25 protein-coding genes are annotated in these 24,981 nt (G+C 75.1%); 18 read left to right on the top strand and 7 right to left on the bottom strand.

Annotation, left to right across the window (positions count from 1 at the left end; translation table 11 throughout):
- Positions 1-22: 22 nt before the first annotated feature.
- The 7 genes from Cch01nite_RS00895 to Cch01nite_RS00865 all read left to right on the top strand — a co-directional run bounded on the left by Cch01nite_RS00895 (position 23) and on the right by Cch01nite_RS00865 (position 6,154).
- Positions 23-1,573: a bifunctional ADP-dependent NAD(P)H-hydrate dehydratase/NAD(P)H-hydrate epimerase gene (locus Cch01nite_RS00895; protein WP_239069697.1), complete on the top strand. Its 1,551-nt coding sequence runs from the start codon at positions 23-25 to the stop codon at positions 1,571-1,573.
- Positions 1,574-1,617: 44 nt separating this feature from the next.
- A complete protein-coding gene (locus tag Cch01nite_RS00890; RefSeq protein ID WP_203747385.1) occupies positions 1,618-2,235 on the top strand; it encodes a nucleoside/nucleotide kinase family protein in 618 nt (205 codons plus the stop codon).
- A 99-nt stretch (positions 2,236-2,334) separates the two neighbouring features.
- The gene (alr, locus tag Cch01nite_RS00885) at positions 2,335-3,537 is read left to right on the top strand and encodes an alanine racemase (RefSeq protein ID WP_373309753.1); all 1,203 of its coding nucleotides are present in this window, start codon (positions 2,335-2,337) and stop codon (positions 3,535-3,537) included.
- A complete protein-coding gene (gene tsaE, locus Cch01nite_RS00880; RefSeq protein ID WP_203747382.1) occupies positions 3,534-4,121 on the top strand; it encodes a tRNA (adenosine(37)-N6)-threonylcarbamoyltransferase complex ATPase subunit type 1 TsaE in 588 nt (195 codons plus the stop codon). The genes alr and tsaE overlap by 4 nt, the downstream gene beginning before the upstream one ends.
- A 4-nt stretch (positions 4,122-4,125) precedes the next feature.
- A complete protein-coding gene (tsaB, locus tag Cch01nite_RS00875; RefSeq protein ID WP_203747380.1) occupies positions 4,126-4,803 on the top strand; it encodes a tRNA (adenosine(37)-N6)-threonylcarbamoyltransferase complex dimerization subunit type 1 TsaB in 678 nt (225 codons plus the stop codon).
- Positions 4,800-5,333, top strand: coding sequence for a ribosomal protein S18-alanine N-acetyltransferase (gene rimI, locus Cch01nite_RS00870; RefSeq protein WP_203747378.1), 534 nt, complete (start codon positions 4,800-4,802; stop codon positions 5,331-5,333). The genes tsaB and rimI overlap by 4 nt, the downstream gene beginning before the upstream one ends.
- Positions 5,330-6,154 (top strand): sulfurtransferase, encoded by an 825-nt coding sequence (locus tag Cch01nite_RS00865; RefSeq protein ID WP_203747376.1) that lies wholly within the window; start codon positions 5,330-5,332, stop codon positions 6,152-6,154. Before rimI ends, Cch01nite_RS00865 begins: the two co-directional genes overlap by 4 nt.
- 54 nt (positions 6,155-6,208) lie before the next feature.
- On the opposite strand, the gene Cch01nite_RS00860 is transcribed toward Cch01nite_RS00865, so the two are convergent.
- Positions 6,209-6,850, bottom strand: coding sequence for a malonic semialdehyde reductase (locus tag Cch01nite_RS00860; protein ID WP_203747374.1), 642 nt, complete (start codon positions 6,848-6,850; stop codon positions 6,209-6,211).
- 87 nt (positions 6,851-6,937) lie between these two features.
- Between Cch01nite_RS00860 and tsaD the strand changes: the two genes are divergently transcribed.
- Positions 6,938-7,978 carry a tRNA (adenosine(37)-N6)-threonylcarbamoyltransferase complex transferase subunit TsaD gene (tsaD, locus tag Cch01nite_RS00855; protein WP_203747372.1) on the top strand — a complete coding sequence of 347 codons (1,041 nt, stop codon included), beginning with the start codon at positions 6,938-6,940 and terminating at the stop codon, positions 7,976-7,978.
- Between the two features lie 13 nt (positions 7,979-7,991).
- On the opposite strand, the gene Cch01nite_RS00850 is transcribed toward tsaD, so the two are convergent.
- Positions 7,992-8,534: a hypothetical protein gene (locus Cch01nite_RS00850; protein WP_203747370.1), complete on the bottom strand. Its 543-nt coding sequence runs from the start codon at positions 8,532-8,534 to the stop codon at positions 7,992-7,994.
- Positions 8,531-8,905, bottom strand: a complete 375-nt coding sequence (locus tag Cch01nite_RS00845; RefSeq protein WP_203747367.1) for a PadR family transcriptional regulator — start codon at positions 8,903-8,905, stop codon at positions 8,531-8,533. Before Cch01nite_RS00845 ends, Cch01nite_RS00850 begins: the two co-directional genes overlap by 4 nt.
- Positions 8,906-9,028: 123 nt before the next feature.
- Between Cch01nite_RS00845 and Cch01nite_RS00840 the strand changes: the two genes are divergently transcribed.
- Complete coding sequence (locus Cch01nite_RS00840) at positions 9,029-11,587, top strand: PKD domain-containing protein (RefSeq protein ID WP_203747364.1); 2,559 nt, start codon at positions 9,029-9,031, stop codon at positions 11,585-11,587.
- Positions 11,588-11,612: 25 nt separating this feature from the next.
- On the opposite strand, the gene Cch01nite_RS00835 is transcribed toward Cch01nite_RS00840, so the two are convergent.
- Both Cch01nite_RS00835 and Cch01nite_RS00830 read right to left on the bottom strand, forming a co-directional pair.
- Positions 11,613-12,761, bottom strand: a complete 1,149-nt coding sequence (locus tag Cch01nite_RS00835) for a glutamate--cysteine ligase (protein WP_203747361.1) — start codon at positions 12,759-12,761, stop codon at positions 11,613-11,615.
- Complete coding sequence (locus Cch01nite_RS00830; RefSeq protein WP_203747358.1) at positions 12,761-13,939, bottom strand: class I SAM-dependent methyltransferase; 1,179 nt, start codon at positions 13,937-13,939, stop codon at positions 12,761-12,763. The genes Cch01nite_RS00835 and Cch01nite_RS00830 overlap by 1 nt, the downstream gene beginning before the upstream one ends.
- A 214-nt stretch (positions 13,940-14,153) precedes the next feature.
- On the opposite strand from Cch01nite_RS00830, the gene groES reads away from it, so the two are divergent.
- On the top strand, positions 14,154-14,450 hold the full coding sequence (gene groES / locus Cch01nite_RS00825; RefSeq protein WP_013770231.1) for a co-chaperone GroES: 297 nt from the start codon (positions 14,154-14,156) through the stop codon (positions 14,448-14,450).
- A 111-nt stretch (positions 14,451-14,561) separates the two neighbouring features.
- On the opposite strand, the gene Cch01nite_RS00820 is transcribed toward groES, so the two are convergent.
- Entirely contained in the window at positions 14,562-14,858 is a 297-nt protein-coding gene (locus Cch01nite_RS00820; protein ID WP_275407146.1) for a WhiB family transcriptional regulator, read from the bottom strand.
- Between the two features lie 262 nt (positions 14,859-15,120).
- Here Cch01nite_RS00820 and Cch01nite_RS22875 point away from each other — a divergent pair, with 262 nt between their 5' ends.
- The 3 genes from Cch01nite_RS22875 to guaB all read left to right on the top strand — a co-directional run bounded on the left by Cch01nite_RS22875 (position 15,121) and on the right by guaB (position 18,739).
- A complete protein-coding gene (locus tag Cch01nite_RS22875) occupies positions 15,121-16,155 on the top strand; it encodes a MerR family transcriptional regulator (protein ID WP_203747355.1) in 1,035 nt (344 codons plus the stop codon).
- Positions 16,156-16,389: 234 nt separating this feature from the next.
- Positions 16,390-17,124: a response regulator transcription factor gene (locus Cch01nite_RS00810; protein ID WP_203747352.1), complete on the top strand. Its 735-nt coding sequence runs from the start codon at positions 16,390-16,392 to the stop codon at positions 17,122-17,124.
- A 94-nt stretch (positions 17,125-17,218) separates the two neighbouring features.
- Positions 17,219-18,739 carry an IMP dehydrogenase gene (guaB, locus tag Cch01nite_RS00805; RefSeq protein WP_203747350.1) on the top strand — a complete coding sequence of 507 codons (1,521 nt, stop codon included), beginning with the start codon at positions 17,219-17,221 and terminating at the stop codon, positions 18,737-18,739.
- Between the two features lie 43 nt (positions 18,740-18,782).
- Here the strand turns inward: guaB and Cch01nite_RS00800 are convergent, their stop codons facing one another.
- Positions 18,783-19,502 (bottom strand): exonuclease domain-containing protein, encoded by a 720-nt coding sequence (locus Cch01nite_RS00800; RefSeq protein ID WP_203747348.1) that lies wholly within the window; start codon positions 19,500-19,502, stop codon positions 18,783-18,785.
- Between the two features lie 294 nt (positions 19,503-19,796).
- Here Cch01nite_RS00800 and Cch01nite_RS00795 point away from each other — a divergent pair, with 294 nt between their 5' ends.
- The 5 genes from Cch01nite_RS00795 to Cch01nite_RS00775 all read left to right on the top strand — a co-directional run bounded on the left by Cch01nite_RS00795 (position 19,797) and on the right by Cch01nite_RS00775 (position 24,958).
- The gene (locus Cch01nite_RS00795) at positions 19,797-20,921 is read left to right on the top strand and encodes a GuaB3 family IMP dehydrogenase-related protein (protein ID WP_203747346.1); all 1,125 of its coding nucleotides are present in this window, start codon (positions 19,797-19,799) and stop codon (positions 20,919-20,921) included.
- Between the two features lie 355 nt (positions 20,922-21,276).
- A complete protein-coding gene (locus Cch01nite_RS00790) occupies positions 21,277-22,038 on the top strand; it encodes a DeoR/GlpR family DNA-binding transcription regulator (RefSeq protein ID WP_203747344.1) in 762 nt (253 codons plus the stop codon).
- Positions 22,035-22,982 carry a 1-phosphofructokinase family hexose kinase gene (locus Cch01nite_RS00785; RefSeq protein ID WP_203747342.1) on the top strand — a complete coding sequence of 316 codons (948 nt, stop codon included), beginning with the start codon at positions 22,035-22,037 and terminating at the stop codon, positions 22,980-22,982. The genes Cch01nite_RS00790 and Cch01nite_RS00785 overlap by 4 nt, the downstream gene beginning before the upstream one ends.
- Before the next feature lie 3 nt (positions 22,983-22,985).
- A complete protein-coding gene (locus tag Cch01nite_RS00780) occupies positions 22,986-23,441 on the top strand; it encodes a PTS sugar transporter subunit IIA (RefSeq protein ID WP_203747340.1) in 456 nt (151 codons plus the stop codon).
- Positions 23,438-24,958 (top strand): PTS fructose transporter subunit IIC, encoded by a 1,521-nt coding sequence (locus tag Cch01nite_RS00775; RefSeq protein WP_203747337.1) that lies wholly within the window; start codon positions 23,438-23,440, stop codon positions 24,956-24,958. The genes Cch01nite_RS00780 and Cch01nite_RS00775 overlap by 4 nt, the downstream gene beginning before the upstream one ends.
- Positions 24,959-24,981 lie beyond the last annotated feature (23 nt).

Raw genomic sequence — 24,981 nt, 5'->3', positions numbered from 1 at the left:
CGTTACCGGCGCAACCGCGAGGATGAGCCTCGTGAGGGTCGCATGGACGTCGGACCAGGTCCGGGCGCTGGAGGAGCCGCTGCTGGCGGCCGGGGTCCCGCTCATGGAGCGGGCGTCGTTCGCGCTGGCGGTGCACGTCGCCGGGGTGCTGCGGGAGCGGCGCGGACGCGTCGGCGGGGCCCGCGCGGTGGTGCTGGCCGGCGGTGGGAACAACGGCGGCGACGCGCTGCACGCGGGGGCCCTGCTGGCGGGGCGCGGCGTCGAGGTGTGGGCGGTGACGACGTCGGCGCGGGTGCATGCGGCGGGCCTCGCGGCGGTGCGGGCGGCGGGCGGCCGGGTGGTGACGGTGGCGGACCCCGAAGGTCCGGACGTCCGGCGCGTCCCCGTCGACGAGGCGGCCGCGCTGGCCGCCCGCGCGGACGTGGTGCTCGACGGCGTGCTCGGGATCGGGGCGCGCGGCGGCGGCGTCGGCGGGGTCGCCGGTGCGCTCGTCTCGGCCGTCGGGGCGCTGCCGGACCGCCCGTTCGTCGTGGCGGTCGACGTGCCGTCGGGGATCGGTGTGGACGACGGCACGCGGTCGGGCCCCGTGCTCGACGCGGACCTCACGGTCACGTTCGGGGCGGCCAAGCCGGGCCTCCTCCTGCCGCCCGCAGCCCGCTCCGTGGGGCGGGTCGAGGTCGTCGACATCGGGCTGGGCGGTCTCCCGGAGGGGGCCAGGCCGCACGTGGTCCGGCTGGAGGTGCCCGACGCCGCGGCGCTGTGGCCCGTGCCGGTCGCCGCGTCGCACAAGTACACCCGCGGCGTCGTCGGCGTGGTCGCCGGCACCCGGTCGTACCCGGGTGCGGCCGTGCTCGCCACCACCGCGGCGGTGCGCAGCGGTGCCGGCATGGTGCGCTACCTCGGCGACGTCGGCGAGACCGTGGTCGCGCACCGGCCCGAGGTGGTCGTGGGGCCGGGCAGGGTGCAGTCCTGGGTGTTCGGGCCCGGGGTGTCGCCCGACGACGCGGGCCAGCGCCGGCGGATCGAGTTCGCGTTCGAGGGCGTGCTGCAGCGCGGCGAGGCCGCCGTGGTGGACGCGGGCGCGCTCGAGCTGCTGCCCCGCCACGTCGGACCCCACGTCGTCCTCACGCCGCACGCGGGCGAGCTCGCCCGGCTGCTCACGAGGCTCGGCGCGGACGTGGACCGGGCCGGCGTCGAGGCCGAGCCGCTGCGGTGGGCGCGGCTGGCGCACGAGCGCACCGGTGCCACGGTGCTGCTCAAGGGCGGGGTCACCGTGGTGGCCGGTCGTGGCGGCGCGGCGTACGCGCAGGCGGACGCGCCGGCCTGGCTGGCGACCGCGGGCGCGGGCGACGTGCTCGCGGGCATCCTCGGCGCCCTGCTCGCCGGGCGGGTCGACGACCTGCACGACGACGCGAGCCTGGTCGCGGCGCTCGCGGCCACGGCCGCGCTCGTGCACGGCCGTGCGGCGCACCGGGCGAACCCGGGCGGACCGGTCGACGCGGCCGCGGTCGCCGACGCGCTGCCGGGCACGATCGCGGACCTGCTGCGGGAGGCGGGCACACTGGCCCCGTGACCGGACCCGTGACTGGCCCCGTGACTGGCCTCAAGACTGGACCCGTGACGCTCGCGCCCGACCTGCGGCGCCGGCTCGACGACCTCCTCGCGGCCGGCGGTCGCCGGATCCTCGGCATCACCGGGTCGCCGGGCGCGGGCAAGACCACGCTCGCCGCGGACGTCGGCGCGGCCTACCCGGACGTCGTGGTCGTGCCGATGGACGGCTTCCACCTCGCGCAGACGGAGCTGGAACGGCTCGGCAGGGCCGACCGCAAGGGGGCGCCCGACACGTTCGACGCCGCCGGGTTCGTCTCCCTCCTGCGGCGGCTCCGCGACCCCCGGCCCGGCGAGACCGTGTACGCGCCCGAGTACCGCCGCGACCTGCGCAACGGCGTGGCGGGGGCGATCGCGGTGCCGCCCGACGCGCCGCTGGTCGTCGTCGAGGGGAACTACCTGCTGCTCGACGAGCAGGGCTTCGAGCCCGTCGCCGGTCTGCTCGACGAGTGCTGGTTCGTGGCGCCCGACGACACCGTGCGCCTCCAGCGGCTCGTCGCGCGGCACGAGGCGTTCGGCAAGGCCCCCGACGCGGCACGGGAGTGGGCGCACGGGCCCGACGAGCGCAACGCGGTGCTCGTCGCGGCGACCGCCGGCCGGGCCGACGTCGTCGTGCGGCCGAGCTGACGTCGCGCGGAGGTCCGCCGGCGTCGCGCTGAGGTCGTGGTCGGCCGGGATGCGACCGTCCGGGCCGTCGGCCTGAGCCGGGGTGCGACACTGGGCGCCGTGAGCGAGTACCCCGCCCGAGCCGTCGTCGATCTCGCGGCCGTCCGCGGCAACGTGCGCGCGCTGGCAGCGCACGCGCTGACCGCGCAGGTCATGGCCGTCGTCAAGGCCGACGCGTACGGGCACGGTCTCGTGCCGTGCGCCCGTGCCGCCGTCGACGGCGGGGCCGGGTGGCTCGGCGTGGCGCAGGTCCCCGAGGCCCTCGAGCTGCGTCGTGCCGGCGTCGTCGGCCCCCGCGTCCTCACGTGGCTGTACGCGCCGGGCGCGCCGCTGCGCGAGGCCGTGGAGGCGGACGTCGACGTGTCGGTGAGCGCCCCGTGGGCGCTCGACGAGGTCACCGCCGCCGCCCGCGCCGCCGGCCGTGCCGCCCGCGTGCACCTCAAGGTCGACACGGGCCTGGGCCGCAACGGCCTGACCCCGGCCCAGCTCGACGAGCTCCTTCCCGCGGCCCTCGCCGCGCAGGCCGAGGGCGCCGTCGAGCTCGTCGGGGTGTGGTCGCACCTGGCGTTCGCGGACGAGCCGGCGCACCCCACCGTCCGGACGCAGGCCGTGGTGTTCGCCGACGCGGTGCGCCGCGTGGAGCAGGCCGGCGCCCACCTGGAGGTCCGGCACCTGGCCAACTCGGCCGCGACCCTCACGGACCCGGCGGTGCACTACGACCTCGTGCGCCCCGGCATCGCCGTGTACGGCATCTCGCCCGTGCCGCAGGTCGGCGGGCCGCAGGAGTTCGGGCTCGTGCCCGCGATGACGCTCGAGGCCGAGCTGGCGACCGTCAAGCCGGTCCCCGCCGGGCACGGGGTCTCGTACGCGCACCAGTACGTCACGCCGCAGGAGACGGTGCTCGGCGTGGTGCCCCTCGGGTACGCGGACGGCGTCCCGCGGCACGCGTCCGGCACGCAGGACCGTCCCGGTGGTCCGGTGCGTGTCGGCGGCCGGACGGTCGGCGTCACGGGGCGGGTGTGCATGGACCAGGTCGTCCTCGACCTCGGCCCTGGTGCCACGGACCGCGCGGGCGACCGTGTCGAGCTGTTCGGCACCGGCGCCGACGGCGGTCCCACGGCGCAGGACTGGGCCGAGGCGGCCGGCACGATCGCGTACGAGATCGTCACCCGCATCGGCGCGCGGGTGCCGCGCGTGCACGTGGACACCGAGGCCACGCTGCTCACCGCCGCCGTCACCGAGGCCACCGAGGCGGTCCGGTGAGCGACCTGACCTCCGGGCTCGTGGTCCGTCTGCCCGACGCCGACGCGACGCGCTCGTTCGGTCGCGCGCTCGCCGGGGTGCTACGCGCCGGTGACCTCGTGGTGCTGACCGGTGACCTCGGGGCGGGCAAGACGACCCTCACGCAGGGCATCGGCGCGGGCTTGCACGTCCGCGGCCAGGTCGCCTCGCCGACGTTCATCATCGCGCGCGAGCACCCGCCGCTGCCCCGCGAGGACGGCTCGCGCGGGCCGGCCCTGGTGCACGTCGACGCGTACCGGCTCGGGTCGCTCGACGAGGTCGACGCGCTCGACCTCGACTCGAGCCTCGACGAGGCCGTGACGGTCGTCGAGTGGGGCGAGGGGTGGGTCGAGGCGCTCACGTCGGACCGGCTGGAGGTCACCCTGCAGCGGCCGCGCGGCGACCACGACCCCTCCGGGCACGACCCGTCCGAGCACGACGCGCTGGACGCCGCCGCGGGGGAGCGGACCGTGACCGTCCGGGCCGTCGGAGACCGGTGGGCGGGCGTGGTGCTGCCCGATCCCGACCTCGACCCCGACCTCGACCCCGACCTGGCAGGAGGCTGACCCGATGCCCGTCCTCGCACTCGACACCTCGTCGTCCGTGGCGGTCGCCGTGCTCGGCGACGACGGCACCGTGCTCGCCGCCCGGTCCGACGACCAGCCCCGCCACCACGCCGAGCTGCTCGCCCCGATGGTCGAGGCGGCGCTGGCCGAGGCGGGTGTCGACCGGGCCGCGCTGACGGCGGTCGTCGTCGGCACCGGCCCCGCGCCGTTCACCGGCCTGCGCGTCGGCCTGGTCACGGCCCGCACGCTCGGCCTGGCCCTCGGCATCCCCGTGCACGGCGTGCCGAGCCTCGACGCGGTGGCGGCGACGGCGTCCCGCACCCTCCCGGCGGGCGCGGACGTGCTCGTCGCGACGGACGCGCGCCGCCGCGAGGTGTACTGGGCGCTGTACCGGGTGCACGGCCCGGGCGACGTCCAGGTCGTCGTCGCCCCCGAGGTCGCGTCGCCGGCCGACGTCGCCGCGGACCCGAGGACCGGTGGTGCGCTCGTCGTGGGGCGCGGTGCCGCGCTGTACCCGGCGCTCGCGGCGGACGGGGCGCTCGACCTCGACGTGGACCCCGCCGAGCTCGCCCGGCTCGCGCTGGCGCGCGCGGCAGCGGGCCAGGTCCTCGACACCGAGCCCCTCTACCTGCGCCGCCCCGACGCGGTGCCCTCGGCCGGCGGGAAGCGCGTCCTCGGATGACGAGCCTCGTCGTCCGGTCGCTGTGCCCGTTGGACGTGCCGGCGGTCGTCCGGATGGAGGGCGAGCTGTTCGGTGCGGGCGCGTGGTCGCGCGAGTCGATCGTCGAGGAGCTGTCCGGGCCCGGGCGCTGGTACGTCGGGGCGCTGGACGGGGACACGGGCGAGCTCGTCGGGTACGCCGGGCTGTGGTTCGACGGGTTCGACGCCCAGGTCATGACGATCGGCACGGACGTCGCCCACCAGCGCCGCGGCGTCGGCCGGCGGCTGCTCGGCGAGCTGCTCGACCGGGCCCGGACCCTCGGCGCGGGGGCGGTGCTGCTCGAGGTGCGGGTCGACAACGAGCCCGCCCTGCACCTGTACGAGAGCGTCGGCTTCGAGCGGATGGGCCTGCGACGCGGGTACTACCAGCCGGAGAACGCCGACGCGTGGACGATGCGGCTCGACCTGCGCCGCGACGGTGCCGACCAGCGTGCCGGCCAGCGTGCCGACCAGCGTGCCGACCAGCGTGCCGACGAGGGGGACAGAGGATGACGACGAGGTCCGACGTGCTGGTGGACGCAGCGACGCTGGCGGCGGCGCTCGCGGGCGACGAGCCGCCCCTGGTGCTCGACGTGCGGTGGGCGCTCGGCCGGACCGACGGTCACGAGCTGTACCTCGCGGCGCACGTGCCGGGGGCGGTGTTCGTGGACCTGGAGACGGAGCTCGCCGCGCCGCCGAGCCCGGCCGAGGGGAGGCACCCGCTGCCGGACGTCGGCGACCTCGAGGCCGCGGCCCGGCGGTGGGGCGTGCGTGACGACCGGGCGGTCGTCGTGTACGACGGCGTCGGCGGGATGTCCGCCGCCCGCGCGTGGTGGCTGCTGCGCTGGGCGGGCGTGCCGGACGTGCGGCTGCTCGACGGCGGCCTGGACGGCTGGGTCGCGGCCGGCCTGGGCGTCGAGGCCGGTGACGTGCTCGCCGAGCCGGGCGACGTCGTCCTCGTCCCCGGCGCGCTCCCGACGGTGACCGCGGACGAGGCCGCCGCCTGGGAGGGGGACCTGCTCGACGCGCGGGCGGCCGAGCGCTACGCGGGGGAGGTCGAGCCCGTCGACCCGCAGGCGGGCCACATCCCGGGTGCGCTGAGCGTGCCGACGGCGGGCAACCTCGCACCGGACGGGTCGTTCCTGCCGGACGACGCGCTGCGCGCCCGGTTCCGGGACGTCACGGGCCCGGTCGCGGTGTACTGCGGGTCGGGCGTGACGGCCGCGCACCAGGTCGCGGCGCTCGCGGCCGTGGGGGTCGAGGCCGCGCTGTACCCGGGGTCGTGGTCGCAGTGGTCGAACGACCCGGACCGTCCGGTGGCGACGGGTCGCTGACATGCGCGAGGGCCGCGACCCGGGTGGGTCGCGGCCCTCGTGGCCGTCGGACGGTCAGACGGTCAGCGACGTGTCGGCGAACGTGAGCCGCTCCGCGCGCGGGCGGTGCGTGCCGGCGCCCTCGCGGCGGCCGACGTTGACGACGAACAGCGACTTCCAGCCGGTCTCCGCGAAGAACTCGGCGTCGATGCCCTGGGTGTCGCCACCGGCCATCGGGCCGGCGTCGAGGCCCGCGGCGCGCAGCCCGACGATGAGGTAGCCGGCCTGGATGAGGGCGTTGGTGCGGGCCATCTGGTCGCGCGTGTCGGCCTGCGGCTCGAGGACGTCCGCGTAGGAGGCCATGTGCGGCGCGAGCACCGGCAGGTGCTTGTGGAAGCCGGGGTCGGCGGCGAGCACGAGCGTCACGGGGGCGGCGAGCACGCGCTCGCGGTTGCCCTCGGGCATGAGGGCCGCGAGACGGGCGCGGGCCTCGGGGGTGCGCACGACGAGCAGGCGCAGGGGGATCGTGTTCATCGCCGTCGGACCCCACCGGACGAGGTCGTAGACGGCGGCGATCTGCTCGTCGGTCACGTCGTCCTGGGTGAAGGCGCCGACGGTGCGGGCCTCCCGGAACAGCAGGTCGGCGACGTCGTCGGAGACGGCGAGGCCGGGGAGCGGGAAGTCGAGCCCGTCGAGGACAGTCACGTCAGTGGTCATGTGTCGTTGAAGCGTCAACTACCCCCGGAGATTCCGGGGAGCGGGCGTGACGCTGGTCACTCGGCCTCCCCACCTATCCTGGACGGCATGGCAGACCCCCTCGTCCTCGGCATCGAGACCTCGTGCGACGAGACGGGCGTCGCGCTCGTCCGCGGCCACGACCTGCTGGTCGACGCCGTCGCGAGCTCCGTCGACGAGCACGCGCGGTTCGGCGGCATCATCCCCGAGATCGCGTCCCGCGCCCACCTCGAGGCGATGGTCCCGACCATCGAGCGCGCGCTCGCCACCGCCGACGTCTCGCTCGGCGAGGTCGACGCGATCGCCGTCACCGCGGGGCCGGGGCTCGTCGGCCCGCTCACGGTCGGCGCGTCCGCGGCCAAGGCGCTGGCCCTCGGGCTCGGCAAGCCCCTCTACGGCGTCAACCACGTCATCGGGCACGCGGTCGTCGACGAGCTCGTCGACGGGCCGTTCCCCGAGCGTGTCATGGCCCTCGTGGTGTCCGGCGGGCACTCGTCGCTGCTGCTGATCGACGACACCGTGAACGTCACCGAGCTCGGCTCGACGCTCGACGACGCCGCGGGGGAGGCATTCGACAAGGTGGGCCGCCTGCTCGGCCTGCCGTACCCGGGCGGCCCGCACATCGACCGGCTCGCCCGCGACGGCGACCCGCACGCGATCCGGTTCCCCCGCGGCCTCACGGCCCCCAAGGACCAGGCCGACCACGCGGCGAACTTCTCGTTCTCGGGCCTCAAGACGGCGGTCGCCCGCTGGGTCGAGACGCAGCAGGACGCCGGTCGCGAGATCCCGCTGAACGACGTCGCCGCGTCGTTCGCCGAGGCCGTCGCCGACGTGCTCACCGCCAAGACGATCGCGGCGTGCCGGCGGCACGACGTGTCGACGCTCGTCGTGGGTGGCGGGTTCTCCGCCAACTCCCAGCTGCGCGACATGGCCGCGAAGCGCTGCGCCGAGGCCGGTATCGAGCTGCGGATCCCGCCCATCCGGTACTGCACGGACAACGGCGCCATGATCGCCGCCCTCGGGTCGGCCGTGGTGCGGCGCGGGCTGCCGCCGTCGTCGCTCGACCTCCCGGTCGACTCGTCGATGCCGCTCACGCAGGTGCTCGTCTAGCTGGACCGACCGGTCACGCGGGGACGGCGTCGCGGGCGCGCTCCGGACGGCGCCACGTGCGCCAGACCCGGGCACCGACCAGGTAGGGCACCAGGAACACGACGAGGTAGACGAGCGCCAGCCGCCACGTCGCGACCGTGCCGACGGAGACCGTGTCCGCGGTGTACGTGTACGTGGTGGTGGCACCGAACGCCGTGTGCTCGACGGTGCCGCCGCCCATGGCCGCGAGGGTGTCGAGCGTGCCGGCGGCGTACGCCCAGCTGAGCCAGACCAGCGTCGATGCCGCGAGCGCGCCCCAGACCGCACCGGTGCCCCACCGTGGCAGGCGGCGGCCCAGCTCGGCGACGTACTCCTCGGCGAGCACGCGGGGATGCCCGAGGTCGGCGACGGCGCGCGTCATGCCCACCTCCGCGGCCGTGGCCGTCAGCTCGGTGCGCAGCTCGCGCACGATGCGGCGGTTCTTCGGGTAGTCCTGCATCGCCCACGAGAAGCGCAGCAGGTAGCGCTCGCGGACGAACCGGTCGCGCGGTGACAGGCGGGGCAGCGTGGCGGTCATGACGCCTCCTCGGCGCGTGGGGTGGTGGGGAGGTCGGTGCCGGTACCGGTGCCGGCTCGGGCGAGCAGGGTGGCGGCGGTGCGGCTGAGGGTCGCCCACGCCTGCGTGGCACGGGCCAGCTCCGCCGTGCCGTCGGGCGTCGGGACGTAGTACTTGCGGGCGGGTCCCGCGCTGGAAGCGACGAGCCGGCTGGCGACGAGGCCGTCGCGCTCGAGCCGGTTGAGCACGGGGTAGACCGTGCCCGCGGACATGTCGTCGAGGCCCGCGTCCTGCAGGCGGGTGACGAGCTCGTACCCGTAGGACTCGCGCTCGGTCAGCACCGCCAGGACGAGCATGGGCAGGACGCCCTTGAGGAGCTGGGGATCGGACATATGGGTACGGTATGACCAGCTAGTAGGCAATGACAAGTACCTAGCGAAGCCGAGGTCACGTTTGTGGGTGATTGACAGGGTTTGTCCGGAGGGGTCCACTGGGGACGTCCCGAGGAGACGACGATGTCACCACGCCCCCGCCCCGCCCTGTCTGCCGCGCTCGCGCTCGCGTTCGCTGCGCTCGTCGTGGGCACCCCGCCCGCGCCCGCGGCCGCCGACGACCCGGCGCCCTTCACGTTCCTCGTCGTCCCCGACACCCAGAACTACGTCAGCACGACCGCGAACGACCCGGTCATGGCCGCGCAGACCCAGTGGATCGTCGACCACCGCGCCGACCTGAACCTCGCGTTCGTCGCCGGGCTCGGCGACATCGTCGGCGTCGAGACGTCCACCCTGCAGTGGCAGCGCGCGTCCGACCACCTCGCCGTCCTCGACGCCGCGGGTGTCCCGAACACGGTCGTCCCCGGCAACCACGACATGGACCTCACGACCGGTGCCGCACCGCTCTACCAGCAGTTCTTCCCGCCGAGCCGGTACGCGGGCGCGTCGTGGAACACGCCGGCTGCGTCGTACGGCGGGTATCTCGGCCAGGACCAGTTCGGGCCTGACGGCGTCGACCGGCAGAACCTCGACAGCTACGCCCTGTTCAGCGCGTCCGGTCTCGACTTCCTGGTGCTCAACCTCGAGTACAACCCGCCCGACGCCGCGCTCGCGTGGGCCCGCCGGGTGCTCGCGGCCTACCCGCAGCGGCGCGCGATCCTCGTCACCCACTCCTACGTCGACGTCACGGGCGCGCTCAGCACCCAGGTGCTGCGCGCCGACGGCGGCAACAGCGGCCAGGACCTGTGGGACGAGCTCGTCTCCACGAGCTGCTCGATCTTCCTCGTCGTCAACGGGCACTTCTACTCGGGGGACGAGTCCGAGGCCCGCCGCACGGACACCAACTCCTGCGGGCAGCCCGTGCACGCCGTCCTCAGCGACTACCAGGGACGGGCGCACGGCGGCGACGGGTGGCTGCGGTACTACACGTTCGACCCGGCCTCCGACCAGATCACCGCCGTGACCTACTCGCCGACGCTCGGCCGGTTCGAGACCGACGACGACAGCGCGTTCGTCCTGCCGTACGACATGGGCGGCACGGCACCGCCCCCGCCGCCGCCCCCGCTCGCGGCGGACACGTTCACCCGCACGCTCACCGGCGCGTGGGGCGCGGCCGACACCGGTGGCACGTGGACGCTCACCGGCGGGACCGCGCGGTTCACGGTGGCCGCCGGTGCCGGGCGTCAGGCGCCGCTGCCCGGCGGCACGGTGACGGCGAACCTCACGACCGTCGCGTCGACGGCCACGGACCTCACCACGACCGTCGCGCTCGACCGCGTCCCCGACGCCGCGCTGTACGCCACGGTCGCGGGCCGGCTCGTCGGCTCGACGGAGTACGGGGCGCGGCTCAAGGTGCTTCCCGGCGGCGCCGTCCAGCTGCACGCCGAGCGGTCCGGCACCGTGCTCGCGGGCGGCACGCTGCCCGGGCTCGTCCTGACGGGAGGGCAGCGGCTGCACGTCCGGGTCCAGGTGCAGGGCACCGCGCCAACGGCCGTCCGGGTGCGCGCCTGGCCCGACGGCGCTCCCGAGCCCACGACCTGGTTCGCCACCGCCACGGACGCCACGGCCGCGCTGCAGGTCCCGGGCGGCGTCCGGATCTCCACGTACGTCAGCGGCGGCACGACGGGCGGCGCGGTCACGGCCTCCTACGACGACGTCCTGGCCACGACGATCGGGTCGGCACCCCCGCCGCCCCCCGTGAACCAGCCGCCCGTGGCGACGCTCACCGCGACCGCCACCGGCCTGTCGGTCGCGGTCGACTCCACCGGGTCCGCCGACCCCGACGGCACCGTCGTGGCGCGGTCGTGGACGTTCGGCGACGGCGGCACGGCGACCGGCACCACCGCGACCCACGCCTATGCGGCGGCCGGCACGTACACGGTCACGCTGACGGTGACGGACGACGACGGCGCCACCGGGACCGCGACCCGCACCGTCACCGTCACCGCGCCGCCCCCGACGAACGTGCTCGCCGCCGACACGTTCTCCCGCACGGCGACCCGGAGCTGGGGCCCGGCGGACACCGGCGGCACGTGGACCCTCGGCGGCGGCACCGCCGCGTTCTCGGTCGCCGGCGGGGCGGGTGTCCTGCAGGTCGCACCGGGCGCGACGCTCACCGGCACCCTGGCCGGGGTGTCGTCCACCTCGACGGACGCGCAGGCCACCGTCTCGCTGTCCGCCGTGCCGGACAACACCCTGTACGCGGCGGTGTCCGGCCGGGTCGTCGGGTCCGCGGACTACGCCGCGCGGATCAAGGTGCTCGCCGGCGGGGGAGTGCAGCTGCACCTGGTGCGCAGCGGCACCGCGCTCGCGGGCGGGACGCTGCCCGGCGTGACGCTGACGCCGGGGGCCGTGCTGCACGTGCGCACGCAGGCCGTCGGGACCGGGCCGACGACGCTGCGGGCACGCGCGTGGCTCGACGGCACGAGCGAGCCCGCAGCGTGGCAGTACACCGCGACGGACTCGACGGCAGCCCTCCAGGCGGCGGGCGGCGTCCGGGTGACGACCTACCTGTCCGGTGCCACGACGACCGGCGCGGTGACCGTCCGGTGGGACGACCTGACGGCGTCGTCGGTGCCCTGACGCGGCCGCGCGCGGTCGGGCAGGGTCACAGCGGCCGGCCCGCCTTCATCTCGGCGACGAGCGAGCGCACGACGGAGTCGAGCTCGCCCGCGTTGCGCCGGGCGACGGCCCGCTGCCGCTGGTAGGACGCGCCCCGACGCAGGATGACACGCACCTGCTCGAGCTCGGCGCTGCACCCGAGCCGTTCCGCGACGGGTGCCAGCTCGACGAGCCAGCGACCCACCGAGTCGGTGACGAGCTCCTCGTCGCCGGCGGCGTTCGTGATGATGATCGCGTCCATGCCGTACCGCGCCGAGCGCCACTTGTTCTCCTGCGTGAACCAGGGCGGCAGCGTGGGCAGGGTCTCGCCGCGGTCGAGCATCGAGGAGAAGTGCTCGACCCAGCAGTGCGTGAGCGCCGAGATCGCCGTGACCTCGAGCAGGTTCGCGGCGCCGTCCGCGATCCGCATCTCGAGCGTGCCGAACCGCGGCGACGGCCGGACGTCCCACCGGACCTCGTCGAACTGGTCGATGACGCCGGTGTGCAGCATGTCGCCGACGTACTGCTCGAGCTGCTCCCACTGCTCGAACGCGAACGGCAGGCCCGCGGTCGGCAGCTGCTGGAACAGCAGGGCCCGGTTCGACGCGTACCCGGTGTCCTTCGCGGCCCAGAACGGCGACGACGCCGACAGCGACTGGATGTGCGCGAACACCGTGAGCATCGCGCGGCTCAGCGGCAGCACCTTCGCCCGGTCCTCGATGCCGACGTGCACGTGCACGCCGTAGATGAGCATCTGCCGGCCCCACCACTGGGTGCGGTCGATGAGCGTCGCGTACCGCTCCTTGTCGGTGACCTTCTGCTGCGCCCAGTTGGCGAACGGGTGCGTGCCGCCGCCCATGAGGTCGATGCGCAGCGGCGCCGCGGCGGCGCGCACCTCGTCGAGCGAGCGCTGCAGGTCCGCACCGGCCTCGCCGACGGTCCGGCACTTGCCCGACGAGATCTCCACGGTGTTGAGCAGGAGCTCCTGCTTGATGTGCGGGTTGTCGGTGCCGTCCTCGGGCCGGACGGCCGCGAGCACGGCCTCGGCGGCCTGCCGCAGGTCGCCGGAGTCCGCGTCGACGAGCGCGACCTCCCACTCGATCCCGACCGTGGACCGCTCGGACCGGGCGAACGGCAGCGCGACGGGCGCGGCCATCAGACGGGCTCCACCACGAGGACCTCCTGGTGCCCGGCGACGCGCGTGAGGACGACGGTCGCCTCGGCGTCGCCGCGCAGGTCGAGCTGCTTGCGGAGCTGCTCGGGCACCACGGCGGTGCCGCGCTTCTTGATGGTGAGCCGTCCGACGCCGCGCTCGCGCAGGTAGGTGCGCAGCCGCTTGAGCCCGAACGGCATGACGTCGAGCACGCGGTACGCGCGCACCACGGGGTCGTCGACGAGCTCGTCGGACGTCACATAGGCGATCGTGGGGTCGACGAGCGTCCCGCGCACCCGCTCGGCCGCCTCGGCCACCAGCCCGGCCCGGATCACGGCACCGTCCGGCTCGTACAGGTACGCGGCCACCGGCCCGACGGAGGCCTGCGCGCGGGTGCCGTGCACGGCGTACGACTGGTCGCCGACGAGCACGAGCGCGGAGCGGCCGGGCCCCTCGGGCGCGAGCGAGCCGAACCACAGGCCCAGCTCGACGACGTCGCCGTCGACCGACACCCACTGCGCGCGGGCGTCGTCCGGGAGCGCGGAGTGCGGGATGCCCGGTCCGAGCTTGAGGCCGAGCCGGGGCACCGTCTCCCGCAGGGCGAGCACGGCGTCCAGCGGCGGCGCGTACGCGGCGGGGTCGAACAGCCTGCTGCCGGACGACGTGCGGCGTGCGGGGTCGGCGTACACGCCGTCGACGCCCTCGGCGCGCAGGTCGAGCGCGAGCCCGTCGCCGTGCCGCACCACGGCCTCCGGGAAGTGCCGCAGGTTCACCGTCGCGACGGCCGCGGTCGCCTCGTCGACGTCCGTCGCGAGCACCCGCAGCCCGACGGCGGCGAAGGCCATCGCGTCCGCGCCGATGCCGCAGGTGAGGTCGGCGACGTGCGTGCAGCCGGCGTCGCGGTACCGGCGGGCGTGGTGCGCGGCGACCGTCAGCCGCGTGGCCTGCTCGAGCCCGGCGGGCGTGAAGAGCATGCCGTCGGCGAACTCGCCGAGCTTGGCCCGGGCCTTCGCCCGCAGGCGGGACTGCGTCAGCGCGGCGGCCACGAGGCCGGGGTCCAGGCCCTCGTCGCGCAGCCGGGTGGACAGGGCCATGGCGCGGGCCTCGTCGTACGGCGGCAGCGCGGCCAGCAGGGCCCACCCGTCCGGGCTGAGCAGCGAGGCGAGACCGGCGGAGTCCATGCGGTGATCCTCGCACCTGCACGGCCCTCGGCAGCGCCTCTCGGGTGCCGGTTGGCACTCGCCTTGACCGAGTGCTAACCCATTCCTAGAGTGGGGAGCTGGCACTCTCCCGGTGAGAATGCCAACGGCGCTCCGGCCGCGGCACCCGCGACGACGTGGACGGCACGCCATACGGACATCAGTGAACGACTCACATGCGAAGGGGAGGTCCGCTGTGTCGGTCTCCATCAAGCCCCTCGAGGACCGGATCGTCGTCAAGACGCTCGACGCCGAGACGACGACCGCCTCGGGTCTGGTCATCCCCGACAGCGCCAAGGAGAAGCCCCAGGAGGGCGAGGTCCTGGCGGTGGGCCCGGGCCGTGTCGACGACAACGGCAACCGCGTCCCGCTCGACGTCGCGGTCGGCGACAAGGTCATCTACTCGAAGTACGGCGGCACCGAGGTCAAGTACGCCGGCGAGGAGTACCTCATCCTGTCGGCGCGCGACATCCTCGCGGTCGTCGTCAAGTGACCTGCGGGCGCCGGGCCGCTGACGCCTGACGTCGCGGCCGGCGCCTGACGCACGAGAGCCCCCCTCCCGTCCGGGAGGGGGGCTCTCGTCGTCCTCGTGGGTCCTGGTGCGTCAGACGGCGGCGCGACGGGCGCTGCGCTGCGCGAGGATCGCTGCCCGCTCGTCCTCCGACAGGCCGCCCCACACCCCGTACGGCTCGCGGACCGCGAGCGACTGCTCACGGCACTCCTTGAGGACGGGGCACGTCGCGCAGATCGCCTTGGCGGCCTCGGCGCGGCGTCGGCGAGCTGAGCCTCGCTCGCCCTCCGGGTGGAAGAAGAGGTCCTGGTCGGCGTCCCGGCACGCGCCGTCGAACTGCCACTCCCAGAGGTCCATCACCGGCCCGGGCAACCGCGAGATCTCGGCCATGCGTTCCTCCTCGGTCCTCTCGACCGCCCAGCGGTGGGCGGTCGATCACGTCATGCGTCGTGGTGGTGCGCCCGCGATCGGACAGCGGGTGAAGCGATGTGCCGCCACGTTACAACCGCGCCAGAAGTTGTTCAAGACTGTGTCGCCCAATGGAGTGATGGCGCGATTCGGTCCGTCGGCGCAGGTCGCGGCCCCGGCTGTTCGCTCGTCTGCCGCAGCGAACCCGACAGGTGCGACCGGCGAGTCCTGGCAGAATCGCGTCATGGTCCCCGAGCGTGACGAGGAGCCGGTCGCCACGGCGACCGACGGACTGGCCGCCGCCGACCTCGCGCCCGCCCTCGCCGTCGCCGCCGTCGCCCGGCGTCTCGGTGTCGCACCGGCCACCCTGCGCACCTGGGACCGCCGGTACGGGCTCGGACCGTCCGAGCACTCCGCCGGCGCCCACCGCCGCTACAGTGCCGTCGACGTCGACCGGCTGCTCGTCATGCGCCGCCTCACGCTCGACGGGGTCGCCCCCGGCGAAGCCGCCCGCGTCGCGCTCGCGACCGACGTCCGCCCCTCCGGCGCCGCCGGCGGGTCCGCCACCGGTCCGGCCGGAGACGTCCCCCACCAGCCCGCCGCCCCGGGCCGGACACCGGGCCTCGCGCTCCTCGTCGCCACCCCCACCGCCCTCGTCGACGCCGCGCTCGCCGGCGACGCCGACCGGTGCGCCCGCCTGCTCCGGCTCGGCGGCTCGTCCGCGACCGGCTCCTCCGCCGGGCACGGCGGCGTGGCCGGCTGGTGGACCACGCTCGTCGAACCCGCCCTCGCCGACCTCGCGCGGCGCACCGTCGTCGACACCCCGGGCGTCGACGCCGAGCTGACCCTGCGCGCCGCGGCCCTCGAGGCCCTCCGTGCGCACGCAGGACGGCCGCCCGCCGTCGGCGCCTCCGTCGTGCTCGTGCTCGTGCCCGCGGGAGAGCCGCGGCCGCTCGTCGTCCACGCCCTCGCCGCCGCCCTCGCCGCCGACGGGGCGGACGCGCGGATCGTCGGGGGCCCCGTGGGGCCGCACCACGCCGTCGAGCTCGTCGTCATGACCCGCGCCGCCGCCGTCGTGACGGTGGGCCGGCGGCTCGACCCCGACCTGTCCACCGTGACCCGGCTCGCGCAGGACCGGCCCGACGTCCCGCAGTTCGTCATGCTGCCCGCGGCCGCGTGGGACGCGGTGCCCGTCGAGCGGTCGGTCCACGTCGCACGGTCGTTCACCGGGCTCCTGCACGAGGTGCTCGCGGTCACCGGGGGAGCCTCGGAGGGCTGACGACCGCCGGTCGCGCCGCCGCCCGTCGCCTGACCGGCGCTCGACAATCCGCGACAGGTCCCGCAACGCCGGACGAACCACCGTGACGCATGCGTGACAATTCAGGCTGTGCCTAACGTCCCCGGCACCCCCGACCGATAAAGAACCACGTGGCCGCGATGCGGACCACCACCCAGCGGCACCGTCGTCGACCCTGACGGCTGCCGGTCACCGACGATGAGGGGAGCGGCACCCATGGCAGGAGTCGTGGTCTGTCACGGCTCGGCAGTGGTGCGCGAGCGCCTGGTCGTCACATCGATCGGGGTGCCCGCGCTGACCCCGGTCCGTGCCGCCGCCGGAGTGGACGAGCTCGTGTCGCTCGCCCGGCGCATCCCGCCGACCATCGTGCTGCTCGACGCCCATCTGCCCGCCCCCGGCTCGACCGAGGCGATCCGGCGGCTGCGTGCCGTCGCGCCCGGTGCGGCAGTCGTGCTGCTGGCGTCGCCCGACGACGGTGCGGCCCTCGACCGCGCGCTCGCCCTCGGCGCCCGCGGCTTCCTGGCGCCAGACGTCGGCCGGCCCGAGCTGTCCGCCGTGGCGGCGCACATCCTCGCCAGCCCGGTGCTGGCGGCGTCCAACGGACGACCGGCCGCGGTGGACGTGCCGAGCCCGGCGGTCGGGCACGACGCCGACGGTGCCGGACGGCCCGTGCGGACGCTGTCACCCGTGGCCGTCGACGACGCGCGCGACCCGCAGGAGCCGGTCGTGCCGGTCCCGACCGGCGTCGCGACCGGTGCCGCGCTCACCAAGCGCGAGATCGAGGTCCTGGTCGGCATGAGCAACGGCCGGTCGAACGCGCAGATCGGCGCCGAGCTGTTCCTCTCGGAGGACACGGTCAAGACCCACGCGCGGCGGCTGTTCCGCAAGCTCGGGGCCAAGGACCGGGCGCAGGCGGTCGCGATCGGGCTCCGCCGCGGCCTCATCCGCTGACGGCCCGGTCCGGCACGGTCCGTCAGCGGACCGGTCCGGTCCGGTCCGCGGGACCCCTGACGGGAGTGCTCCGGCGTCGACGTATCCTTGACGGATGACGGAGCTGGGACACTCGCCCGCCGACCCCTTCGCGCGGATCGGCCTCACCTACGACGACGTGCTCCTTCTCCCCGGGGAGACCGACGTCATCCCGAGCGAGGTCGACACCACCTCGCGGCTCACCCGTGAGATCTCCGTGCGCGTGCCGCTCCTGTCGGCCGCGATGGACACCGTCACCGAGTCGCGCATGGCCATCGCCATGGCGCGCCAGGGCGGCATCGGCATCCTGCACCGCAACCTGTCGATCGCGGACCAGGCCCACCAGGTGGACCTCGTCAAGCGTTCCGAGTCCGGCATGATCACCGACCCGGTGACCACGTCGCCCGAGGCGACGCTCGCCGAGCTCGACCGGCTGTGCGGCACGTACCGGGTCTCCGGCCTGCCCGTCGTCGGCGAGGGCGGCCGGCTGCTCGGCATCATCACCAACCGCGACCTGCGGTTCGTCCCCCCGCACGAGTTCGAGACGCGGCGCGTGCGCGAGGTCATGACGGCGATGCCGCTCGTCACCGCCCCCGTGGGCATCACCCGCGACGACGCGGCGGCCCTGCTCGCGAAGCACAAGATCGAGAAGCTGCCGCTGGTCGACGACGCCGGCATCCTGCGCGGCCTCATCACCGTCAAGGACTTCGTGAAGTCCGAGCAGTACCCCGACGCCACCAAGGACGGCGAGGGTCGGCTCGTGGTCGGCGCCGCGATCGGGTTCTTCGGTGACGCCTGGGAGCGGGCCACCGCGCTCGTCGAGGCCGGCGTGGACGTGCTCGTCGTCGACACCGCGAACGGCCACGCCCGCCTGATGCTCGACATGGTGCGCCGCCTCAAGTCCGACCCCGGCACCCGTCACGTGCAGGTCATCGGCGGCAACGTCGCGACCCGGCCCGGCGCGCAGGCGCTCGTCGACGCCGGTGCGGACGCCGTCAAGGTCGGTGTCGGCCCCGGGTCCATCTGCACCACGCGCGTGGTCGCAGGCGTCGGCGTCCCGCAGGTCACGGCCATCCACGACGCCGCCCAGGCGTGCAAGCCCGCCGGCGTCCCGGTCATCGGCGACGGCGGTCTGCAGTACTCCGGCGACATCGCCAAGGCGCTCGTCGCCGGCGCCGACACCGTGATGCTCGGGTCGCTGCTCGCCGGGTGCGACGAGTCGCCCGGCGACCTCGTGTTCGTCAACGGCAAGCAGTACAAGCACTACCGCGGCATGGGCTCGCTCGGCGCGATGGCCTCCCGCGGCCGGGTGTCGTACTCCAAGGACCGGTACTTCCAGGCCGACGTGGCGACCGACGAGAAGATCGTGCCCGAGGGCATCGAGGGCCAGGTGCCGTACCGCGGCCCCCTCGGCGCCGTCGCGCACCAGCTCATCGGCGGTCTGCACCAGTCGATGTTCTACGTCGGCGCGCACACCATCCCCGAGCTGCAGGAGCGCGGGCAGTTCATCCGGATCACGCCCGCGGGGCTCAAGGAGTCGCACCCGCACGACATCCAGATGACCGTCGAGGCACCGAACTACTCGTCCGGCCGCTGACCGGGCGCGCGCAGGCGGGTCGGACGCTCGGCGGCCGGCGTCGTCACCAGAGCGTGCCGACCGGCTCCCGGGCGGGCCACACGCCCTCGGCGCCAGGACCCTCGAGACCCTTCTCGGCCCGCCACGCGTTGAACCCCTCCGCCCAGGCCTGGTGCGCCGTGACCTGGTACTCGTGCAGCGTGTCGAGGTCCAGGTCGGCGAGGTGCGGGAAGCGCCCGACGATCCGCTCCAGCACGTCGAGCGTGGCCACCACGTCGACGTCGGCGCTGTGCAGCGACCCCGACTCGACCACCTGGTAGAACCCGCACAGGTCGACGAGCTTGCGCTTGCCCTGCCGGTAGCGGTCCTCCGCGCGGTCCAGCACGAGCGGGTCGATGACCGGGCGGGCCGCCCCCAGGAGCCGGTCCGGCAACGTCGGCAGCCTGTGGCGGCGCAGCTCGGCGTCCAGCAGGCACAGGTCGAACGCGGCGTTGTACGCGACGACCGGCACGCCCGAGCGGAACGCGTCGGCCAGGATCGTCGCGATCTCGTCCAGCGCCGGCTTCGGGGGGCCACCGTGCTCGCGGGCGTGCTGCGTCGTGACGCCGTGGATCGCGGCCGCGGCCTCCGGGATCTCGACGCCCGGGTCGATCAGCCACGTGCGCACGTGCGTGCCCGTGCCGTCGCGGCGCACGAGGGCCGCGGTGACGATCCGGTCGTGGTCGACGTCGACCCCTGTGGTCTCCGTGTCGAACCCCAGCAGCGGCCCGTCGCTCCAGCTCATCGCACTCCGTCCCTCGCGTACCTCTCGCCCCCTGCGGCGGTCCGTCCCGGCCCCGCTGCGCCCAGGTTCGCACCGACCGCCCACACGGCCCGGCACCGTCCGCGGCGCGCCGCGCATCGCACACCCACCGGGCGCAGGCCACCGCCGGCGCCCACTGCCCGCGCGGACCGCCTCGCCCCGCCCCCCTGCGTGCGGCGCGGGAGGGGCGGGCCGAGGAGGGGGCGGGCGAGGGAGGGACGGGAGCGCGGGGTGGGGCGGCGTGGGGGGAGGGGTGGGCGCCGGTAGCCTGGTGCGGTGAGCAACGAGATCGAGATCGGGCGCGGCAAGCGTGGCCGCCGGGCGTACTCCTTCGACGACGTGGCCGTGGTCCCCTCGCGGCGCACGCGGGACCCGGAGGAGGTCTCGGTCGGCTGGCAGATCGACGCCTACCACTTCGACCTGCCCGTCGTCGCCGCCCCGATGGACTCGGTGATGAGCCCGGCCACGGCCGTCGCGCTCGGTGAGGCCGGTGGCCTGGGCGTGCTGGACCTCGAGGGTCTGTGGACCCGGTACGAGGACCCGACGGCGCTGCTGGCGGAGGTCGCGACGCTCGACCCTGCACGGGCGACGACCCGCATGCAGGAGATCTACGCGGCGCCCATCCAGCCCGAGCTCATCACGGCCCGGCTCAAGGAGATCCGTGCCGCCGGCGTCACCGTCGCAGGTGCGCTGTCGCCGCAGCGGACGCAGGAGTTCTGGCGGTCGGTCGTCGACGCGGGTGTCGACCTGTTCGTCATCCGGGGCACGACCGTCTCCGCGGAGCACGTCTCCGGCCGCGCGGAGCCCCTCAACCTCAAGCGCTTCATCTACGAGCTCGACGTGCCGGTCATCGTCGGCGGGGCGTCCACCTACACCGCGGCGCTGCACCTCATGCGGACGGGTGCCGCGGGCGTCCTCGTCGGGTTCGGCGGGGGAGCGGCGCACACCACGCGCGTGTCGCTCGGCATCCACGCGCCGATGGCGACGGCCGTCGCGGACGTCGCGGCGGCGCGGCGCGACTACCTCGACGAGTCGGGCGGCCGGTACGTGCACGTCATCGCGGACGGCGGTGTGGGGCGCTCGGGCGACCTGGTGAAGGCCGTCGCCTGCGGGGCGGACGCCGTGATGCTGGGGGCGGCGCTCGCACGGGCGACCGAGGCGCCGGGCCGCGGGTTCCACTGGGGCCCGGAGGCGCACCACCCGCACCTGCCGCGCGGGGAGCGGGTCGAGGTCGGCACCGCGGGCACGCTCGAGCAGATCCTGTTCGGCCCCGGGCACACGGCCGACGGGACGCTCAACCTCATCGGCGCGCTGCGGCGGGCGATGGCGACGACGGGCTACTCCGACCTCAAGGAGTTCCAGCGCGTCGAGGTCGTGGTGTCTCCGTACCAGCCGCACTGACCTTTCTCGACGACGCCCGGGCGGGTCCATGACGGATCCGCCCGGGCGTCGTCGTGCGTGCACCCGGCCGTGCCCGGCCCCGCCCCGGTCCCGCCCCGGTCCGGTCCCGCCCCGGTCCGGTCCCGCCCCGGTCCGGTCCCGCCCCGGTCCGGTCCCGACCCGGCCGTGCTCCGCTGGCGCCCCGCGGCCTTCGGAGGAAGGTGAGACGGAGCGGCATCACCTGCACCGATGTCCGAACAGACATTTGTTTAAGTCCGAATGTGCCCGAATCTCTTGACATGTCGGGTGAACCGGACGACTCTGGTCGCACAGAGGGCAGGCGGAAGGCGCCGCCCACGGGGACATCGGAGTCGACGTGTACGCACCCGAGCGGCACCAGCAGATCCTCGCCAGAGCGCGCCAGGACGGCCGGGTCGACGTCACCGCGCTCGCGGACGAGCTCGACGTCACGCCGGAGACGATCCGCCGGGACCTCACGGCGCTCGAGCGGCACGGCCTCGTCCGCCGCGTCCACGGCGGCGCGATCCCGGTCGAGCGGCTCGGCTTCGAGCCGGGCATCGCCGACCGCGAGGGCGTCCTCGCCGGCGAGAAGGAGCGCATCGCCAAGGCCGCGCTCGACGAGGTCCCCGACAACGGCGCGGTGATCTTCGACGCGGGCACCACGACGGTGCGCCTCGCCGAGATGCTGCCCACCGACCGGGAGCTCACGGTCGTCACGCACGCGCTGCCCGTCGCCACGGTGCTGGCGTCGCGGCCCAACATCACGCTGCACCTGGTCGGCGGCACGGTCCGGGGACGGACGCTCGCCGCCGTCGGCTCGTGGGCGCTCGCGTCCCTGGCCGACATCCACGCCGACGTCGCGTTCCTCGGCACGAACGGGCTGAGCGTCGAGCACGGGCTCACCACGCCGGACCTCGCCGAGGCGGCCGTCAAGCGGGCGCTCGTCACGAACGCCCGGCGGACGGTGGTGCTCGCCGACCACACGAAGATCGGCCGGGTCGACTTCGCGCACGTCGCGCCGCTGGCCGACGTCGACACCGTCATCACCGACACGGGCGTGGCCCCCGAGCTCGTCGAGGAGATCGAGGCCGCCGGACCGCGGGTGGTGCGCGCATGATCGTCACACTGACCCCGAATCCGAGCCTCGACCGGGCGCTCGAGCTGGACCGGCTCGTGCGCGGCGAGGTGAACCGGGCCACCGGCGCGCACGTGCACCCGGGCGGCAAGGGCATCAACGTCTCCCGCGTCCTCATCCGGCACGGCGTCCCGTCGCTGGCCGTCCTCCCGACGGGTGGTGCCGACGGTGCCCGGCTCGTCGACCTCCTCGGCGAGCGGGCGGTGCCCGTGGTGCCCGTGCCGGTCGGCGGCGACGTGCGGACGAACCTGACGCTCGTCGAGACGGGCGGCGCGACGACGAAGGTCAACGCCCCCGGCCCGGCGCTCACGCCCGACGAGGTCGACGCGCTGCTCGCGGCCGTCGAGGCGCAGCTCGTGAACCGCCCCCGGGCGCTCGTCGGTGCGGGCAGCCTGCCGCTCGGCGCGCAGGAGACGTTCTTCGTCCGGGTCGCCGGCCTCGCCGCCCGGTACGCGGTGCCCTTCGCGCTCGACACCTCGGGACTGCCGCTGGCCCGCGCCGTCCGGTCCGGCGGGCTCACGCTCGTGAAGCCGAACGACGAGGAGCTCGCCGAGCTCGTGGGCGGCGACATCGTCACGGTCGGCGACGCGGTCGAGGCCGCCCGCACCGTGATCGAGGCCGGCAACCGGGCCGTGCTGCTGAGCCTCGGGGCGCACGGCGCGATGCTCGTCCTGGCCGACGCCGTGTGGTGGGCCGGTGGCCCGCCGCTCGTGCCCGTCTCCACCGTGGGCGCCGGCGACACCACGCTGGCCGGCTTCCTCGCCGCCGAGGGGCACGCCCCCGACCGGCTGCGTCAGGCCGTCGCGTTCGGCCGCGCCGCCGTGCTGCTGCCCGGCACCGCCGTCCCGGCGCCCGAGGACATCGACCTGGACGCCGTCCGGGTCGTCGAGAACCCCGCACCCCACCTCGCACTGAAGGAGCTGTGAACCGTGAGCACACCGCTGATCACCCCTGACCTCGTCGCCGTCGACGTGGTCGCAGCCGACCGCGACGCCGCGACCCGGCAGCTCATCGACCTCCTCGCCGCCGCCGGGCGGGTGACCGACGCCGAGGGGTTCCACGCCGACGTGCGGGCCCGCGAGGCGCAGATGGCCACCGGCATGCCGGGCGGCATCGGCCTCCCGCACGCCCGGTCGGCCCACGTGACCGCCCCGAGCCTCGCCGTCGGCAAGGTGCCCGGCGGCGTCGACTTCGGCGCCCCCGACGGGCCCGCGACGCTCGTCTTCCTCATCGCGGCCCCCGACTCGGGGGACGCCGCGCACCTGCAGATCCTCGCGGCCCTCGCCCGCCGCCTGGTCCACGAGTCGTTCCGCCAGTCCCTCAAGGACGCCACCGACCCCGCCACGGTGGCCGAGATCATCACCCGAGAGGTGGTCCCCTCATGAAGCTCGTCGCCGTCTCGTCCTGCCCCACGGGGATCGCCCACACGTACATGGCCGCGGAGGCCCTCGAGCAGGCCGGCAAGGCCGTCGGCATCGAGGTCCACGTCGAGACCCAGGGCGCCGCGGGCTCCACGCCGCTCGACCCGCAGCTCATCGCGGACGCCGACGGCGTCATCTACGCCGCCGACCTCGAGGTCAAGGACAAGGACCGCTTCGCCGGCAAGCCGTTCGTCGACGTCGGCGTGAAGAAGGCCGTGCACGACGCACCCGGTGTCATCGCCGCCGCGGTCGCCGCCGTCGAGGCCGGGGTGCCGGCACCGGTGGCGGGGGCCGCGCCGATCGCGGCACCGGCCACCAAGGTCGACCGGAACGCCGGGGTCGGCACGCGCATCCGCCAGTGGCTCATGACGGGTGTCTCGTACATGATCCCGTTCGTCGCCGCGGGCGGGATCCTGATCGCCCTCGGGTTCATGGTCGCGCAGTTCGCCGGGGGCAGCGACGGCGTCATCGCCGTCACCAAGGTGCCGGTCAGCCACCTGCTCAACGACTTCAGCGTCGCGTCCGGCATGGACTGGGCGGCGCTGCTCTTCCAGACGGGCGCCGTCGCGTTCGGGTTCCTCGTGCCGGTGCTGTCCGGGTTCATCGCGTACGGCATCGCCGACCGGCCGGGTCTGGTGCCCGGGTTCGTCGGCGGGGCCGTGTCCGTGGCCGTCGGCGCCGGGTTCCTCGGCGGCCTGGTCACCGGCTTCATGGCGGGCTTCCTCGCCCTGTGGATCAGCCGCTGGAAGGTCGCGAAGGGCGTGCGCGGCATCATGCCCGTCGTCGTGATCCCGCTGCTGTCGTCGTTCGTCGTCGGCCTCGTGATGTTCGTGGTCATCGGGCAGCCGATCGCGAGCCTCATGGACGGCCTGAGCAGCTGGCTCAACGGCCTGTCCGGCTCGAACCTCATCCTGCTCGGCGCCCTGCTCGGCGCGATGATGGGCTTCGACCTCGGCGGCCCGATCAACAAGGTCGCCTACACGTTCGCGGTGACCGGCCTGGCCACCGAGGGCCTGGGCACCGACGCGGTGCAGTACCGGATCATGGCCGCGGTCATGGCCGCCGGCATGGTCGCCCCGCTCGCCATGGCGCTCGCCTCGTCGGCCCGCAAGAAGCTGTTCACGCACGCCGAGCAGGAGAACGGCAAGGCCGCGTGGCTGCTCGGTCTGTCCTTCATCTCCGAGGGGGCCATCCCGTTCGCGGCGGCCGACCCGTGGCGCGTGATCCTCTCGTCGCTCGTCGGCTCGTCCGTCACCGGGGCGATCGTCATGGGCGTCGGCTCCGCGCAGCGCGCGCCGCACGGCGGCGTGTGGGTGCTGCCGCTCATCTCGAACCCGTTCGGCTTCCTGATGGCCGTCGCGGTCGGGATGGTCATCACCGCCGCGCTCGTCGTCGTGCTGAAGAGCGCCAAGCCCAACCCCATCGTCCAGGCGGAGCAGGCCGTCGACGAGCAGCAGGAGCTCGTCGCCCAGACCGTCTGAGCCCGTCCCTCGTACCGTCAGGA

This window comes from Cellulomonas chitinilytica (assembly GCF_016862675.1).
Classification (GTDB): Bacteria; Actinomycetota; Actinomycetes; order Actinomycetales; family Cellulomonadaceae; genus Cellulomonas; species Cellulomonas chitinilytica.
Note: the sequence above shows the minus strand (reverse complement) of the source record. Positions and strands in the feature narration are given on the sequence as shown.

Excerpts from the sequence above, each read along its gene's own strand:
- tsaD (WP_203747372.1), top strand. The coding sequence starts at position 6,938 with ATGGCAGACCCCCTCGTCCTCGGCATCGAGACCTCGTGCGACGAGACG.
- Cch01nite_RS00810 (WP_203747352.1), top strand. The coding sequence starts at position 16,390 with ATGGCAGGAGTCGTGGTCTGTCACGGCTCGGCAGTGGTGCGCGAGCGC.
- Cch01nite_RS00775 (WP_203747337.1), top strand. The coding sequence starts at position 23,438 with ATGAAGCTCGTCGCCGTCTCGTCCTGCCCCACGGGGATCGCCCACACG.
- Cch01nite_RS22875 (WP_203747355.1), top strand. The coding sequence starts at position 15,121 with ATGGTCCCCGAGCGTGACGAGGAGCCGGTCGCCACGGCGACCGACGGA.
- Cch01nite_RS00865 (WP_203747376.1), top strand. The coding sequence starts at position 5,330 with ATGACGACGAGGTCCGACGTGCTGGTGGACGCAGCGACGCTGGCGGCG.
- Cch01nite_RS00840 (WP_203747364.1), top strand. The coding sequence starts at position 9,029 with ATGTCACCACGCCCCCGCCCCGCCCTGTCTGCCGCGCTCGCGCTCGCG.
- guaB (WP_203747350.1), top strand. The coding sequence starts at position 17,219 with ATGACGGAGCTGGGACACTCGCCCGCCGACCCCTTCGCGCGGATCGGC.
- tsaB (WP_203747380.1), top strand. The coding sequence starts at position 4,126 with ATGCCCGTCCTCGCACTCGACACCTCGTCGTCCGTGGCGGTCGCCGTG.
- Cch01nite_RS00820 (WP_275407146.1), bottom strand. The coding sequence starts at position 14,858 with ATGGCCGAGATCTCGCGGTTGCCCGGGCCGGTGATGGACCTCTGGGAG.
- Cch01nite_RS00895 (WP_239069697.1), top strand. The coding sequence starts at position 23 with ATGAGCCTCGTGAGGGTCGCATGGACGTCGGACCAGGTCCGGGCGCTG.
- Cch01nite_RS00850 (WP_203747370.1), bottom strand. The coding sequence starts at position 8,534 with ATGACCGCCACGCTGCCCCGCCTGTCACCGCGCGACCGGTTCGTCCGC.
- Cch01nite_RS00800 (WP_203747348.1), bottom strand. The coding sequence starts at position 19,502 with ATGAGCTGGAGCGACGGGCCGCTGCTGGGGTTCGACACGGAGACCACA.
- Cch01nite_RS00860 (WP_203747374.1), bottom strand. The coding sequence starts at position 6,850 with ATGACCACTGACGTGACTGTCCTCGACGGGCTCGACTTCCCGCTCCCC.
- Cch01nite_RS00835 (WP_203747361.1), bottom strand. The coding sequence starts at position 12,761 with ATGGCCGCGCCCGTCGCGCTGCCGTTCGCCCGGTCCGAGCGGTCCACG.
- Cch01nite_RS00830 (WP_203747358.1), bottom strand. The coding sequence starts at position 13,939 with ATGGACTCCGCCGGTCTCGCCTCGCTGCTCAGCCCGGACGGGTGGGCC.
- Cch01nite_RS00845 (WP_203747367.1), bottom strand. The coding sequence starts at position 8,905 with ATGTCCGATCCCCAGCTCCTCAAGGGCGTCCTGCCCATGCTCGTCCTG.
- Cch01nite_RS00785 (WP_203747342.1), top strand. The coding sequence starts at position 22,035 with ATGATCGTCACACTGACCCCGAATCCGAGCCTCGACCGGGCGCTCGAG.
- rimI (WP_203747378.1), top strand. The coding sequence starts at position 4,800 with ATGACGAGCCTCGTCGTCCGGTCGCTGTGCCCGTTGGACGTGCCGGCG.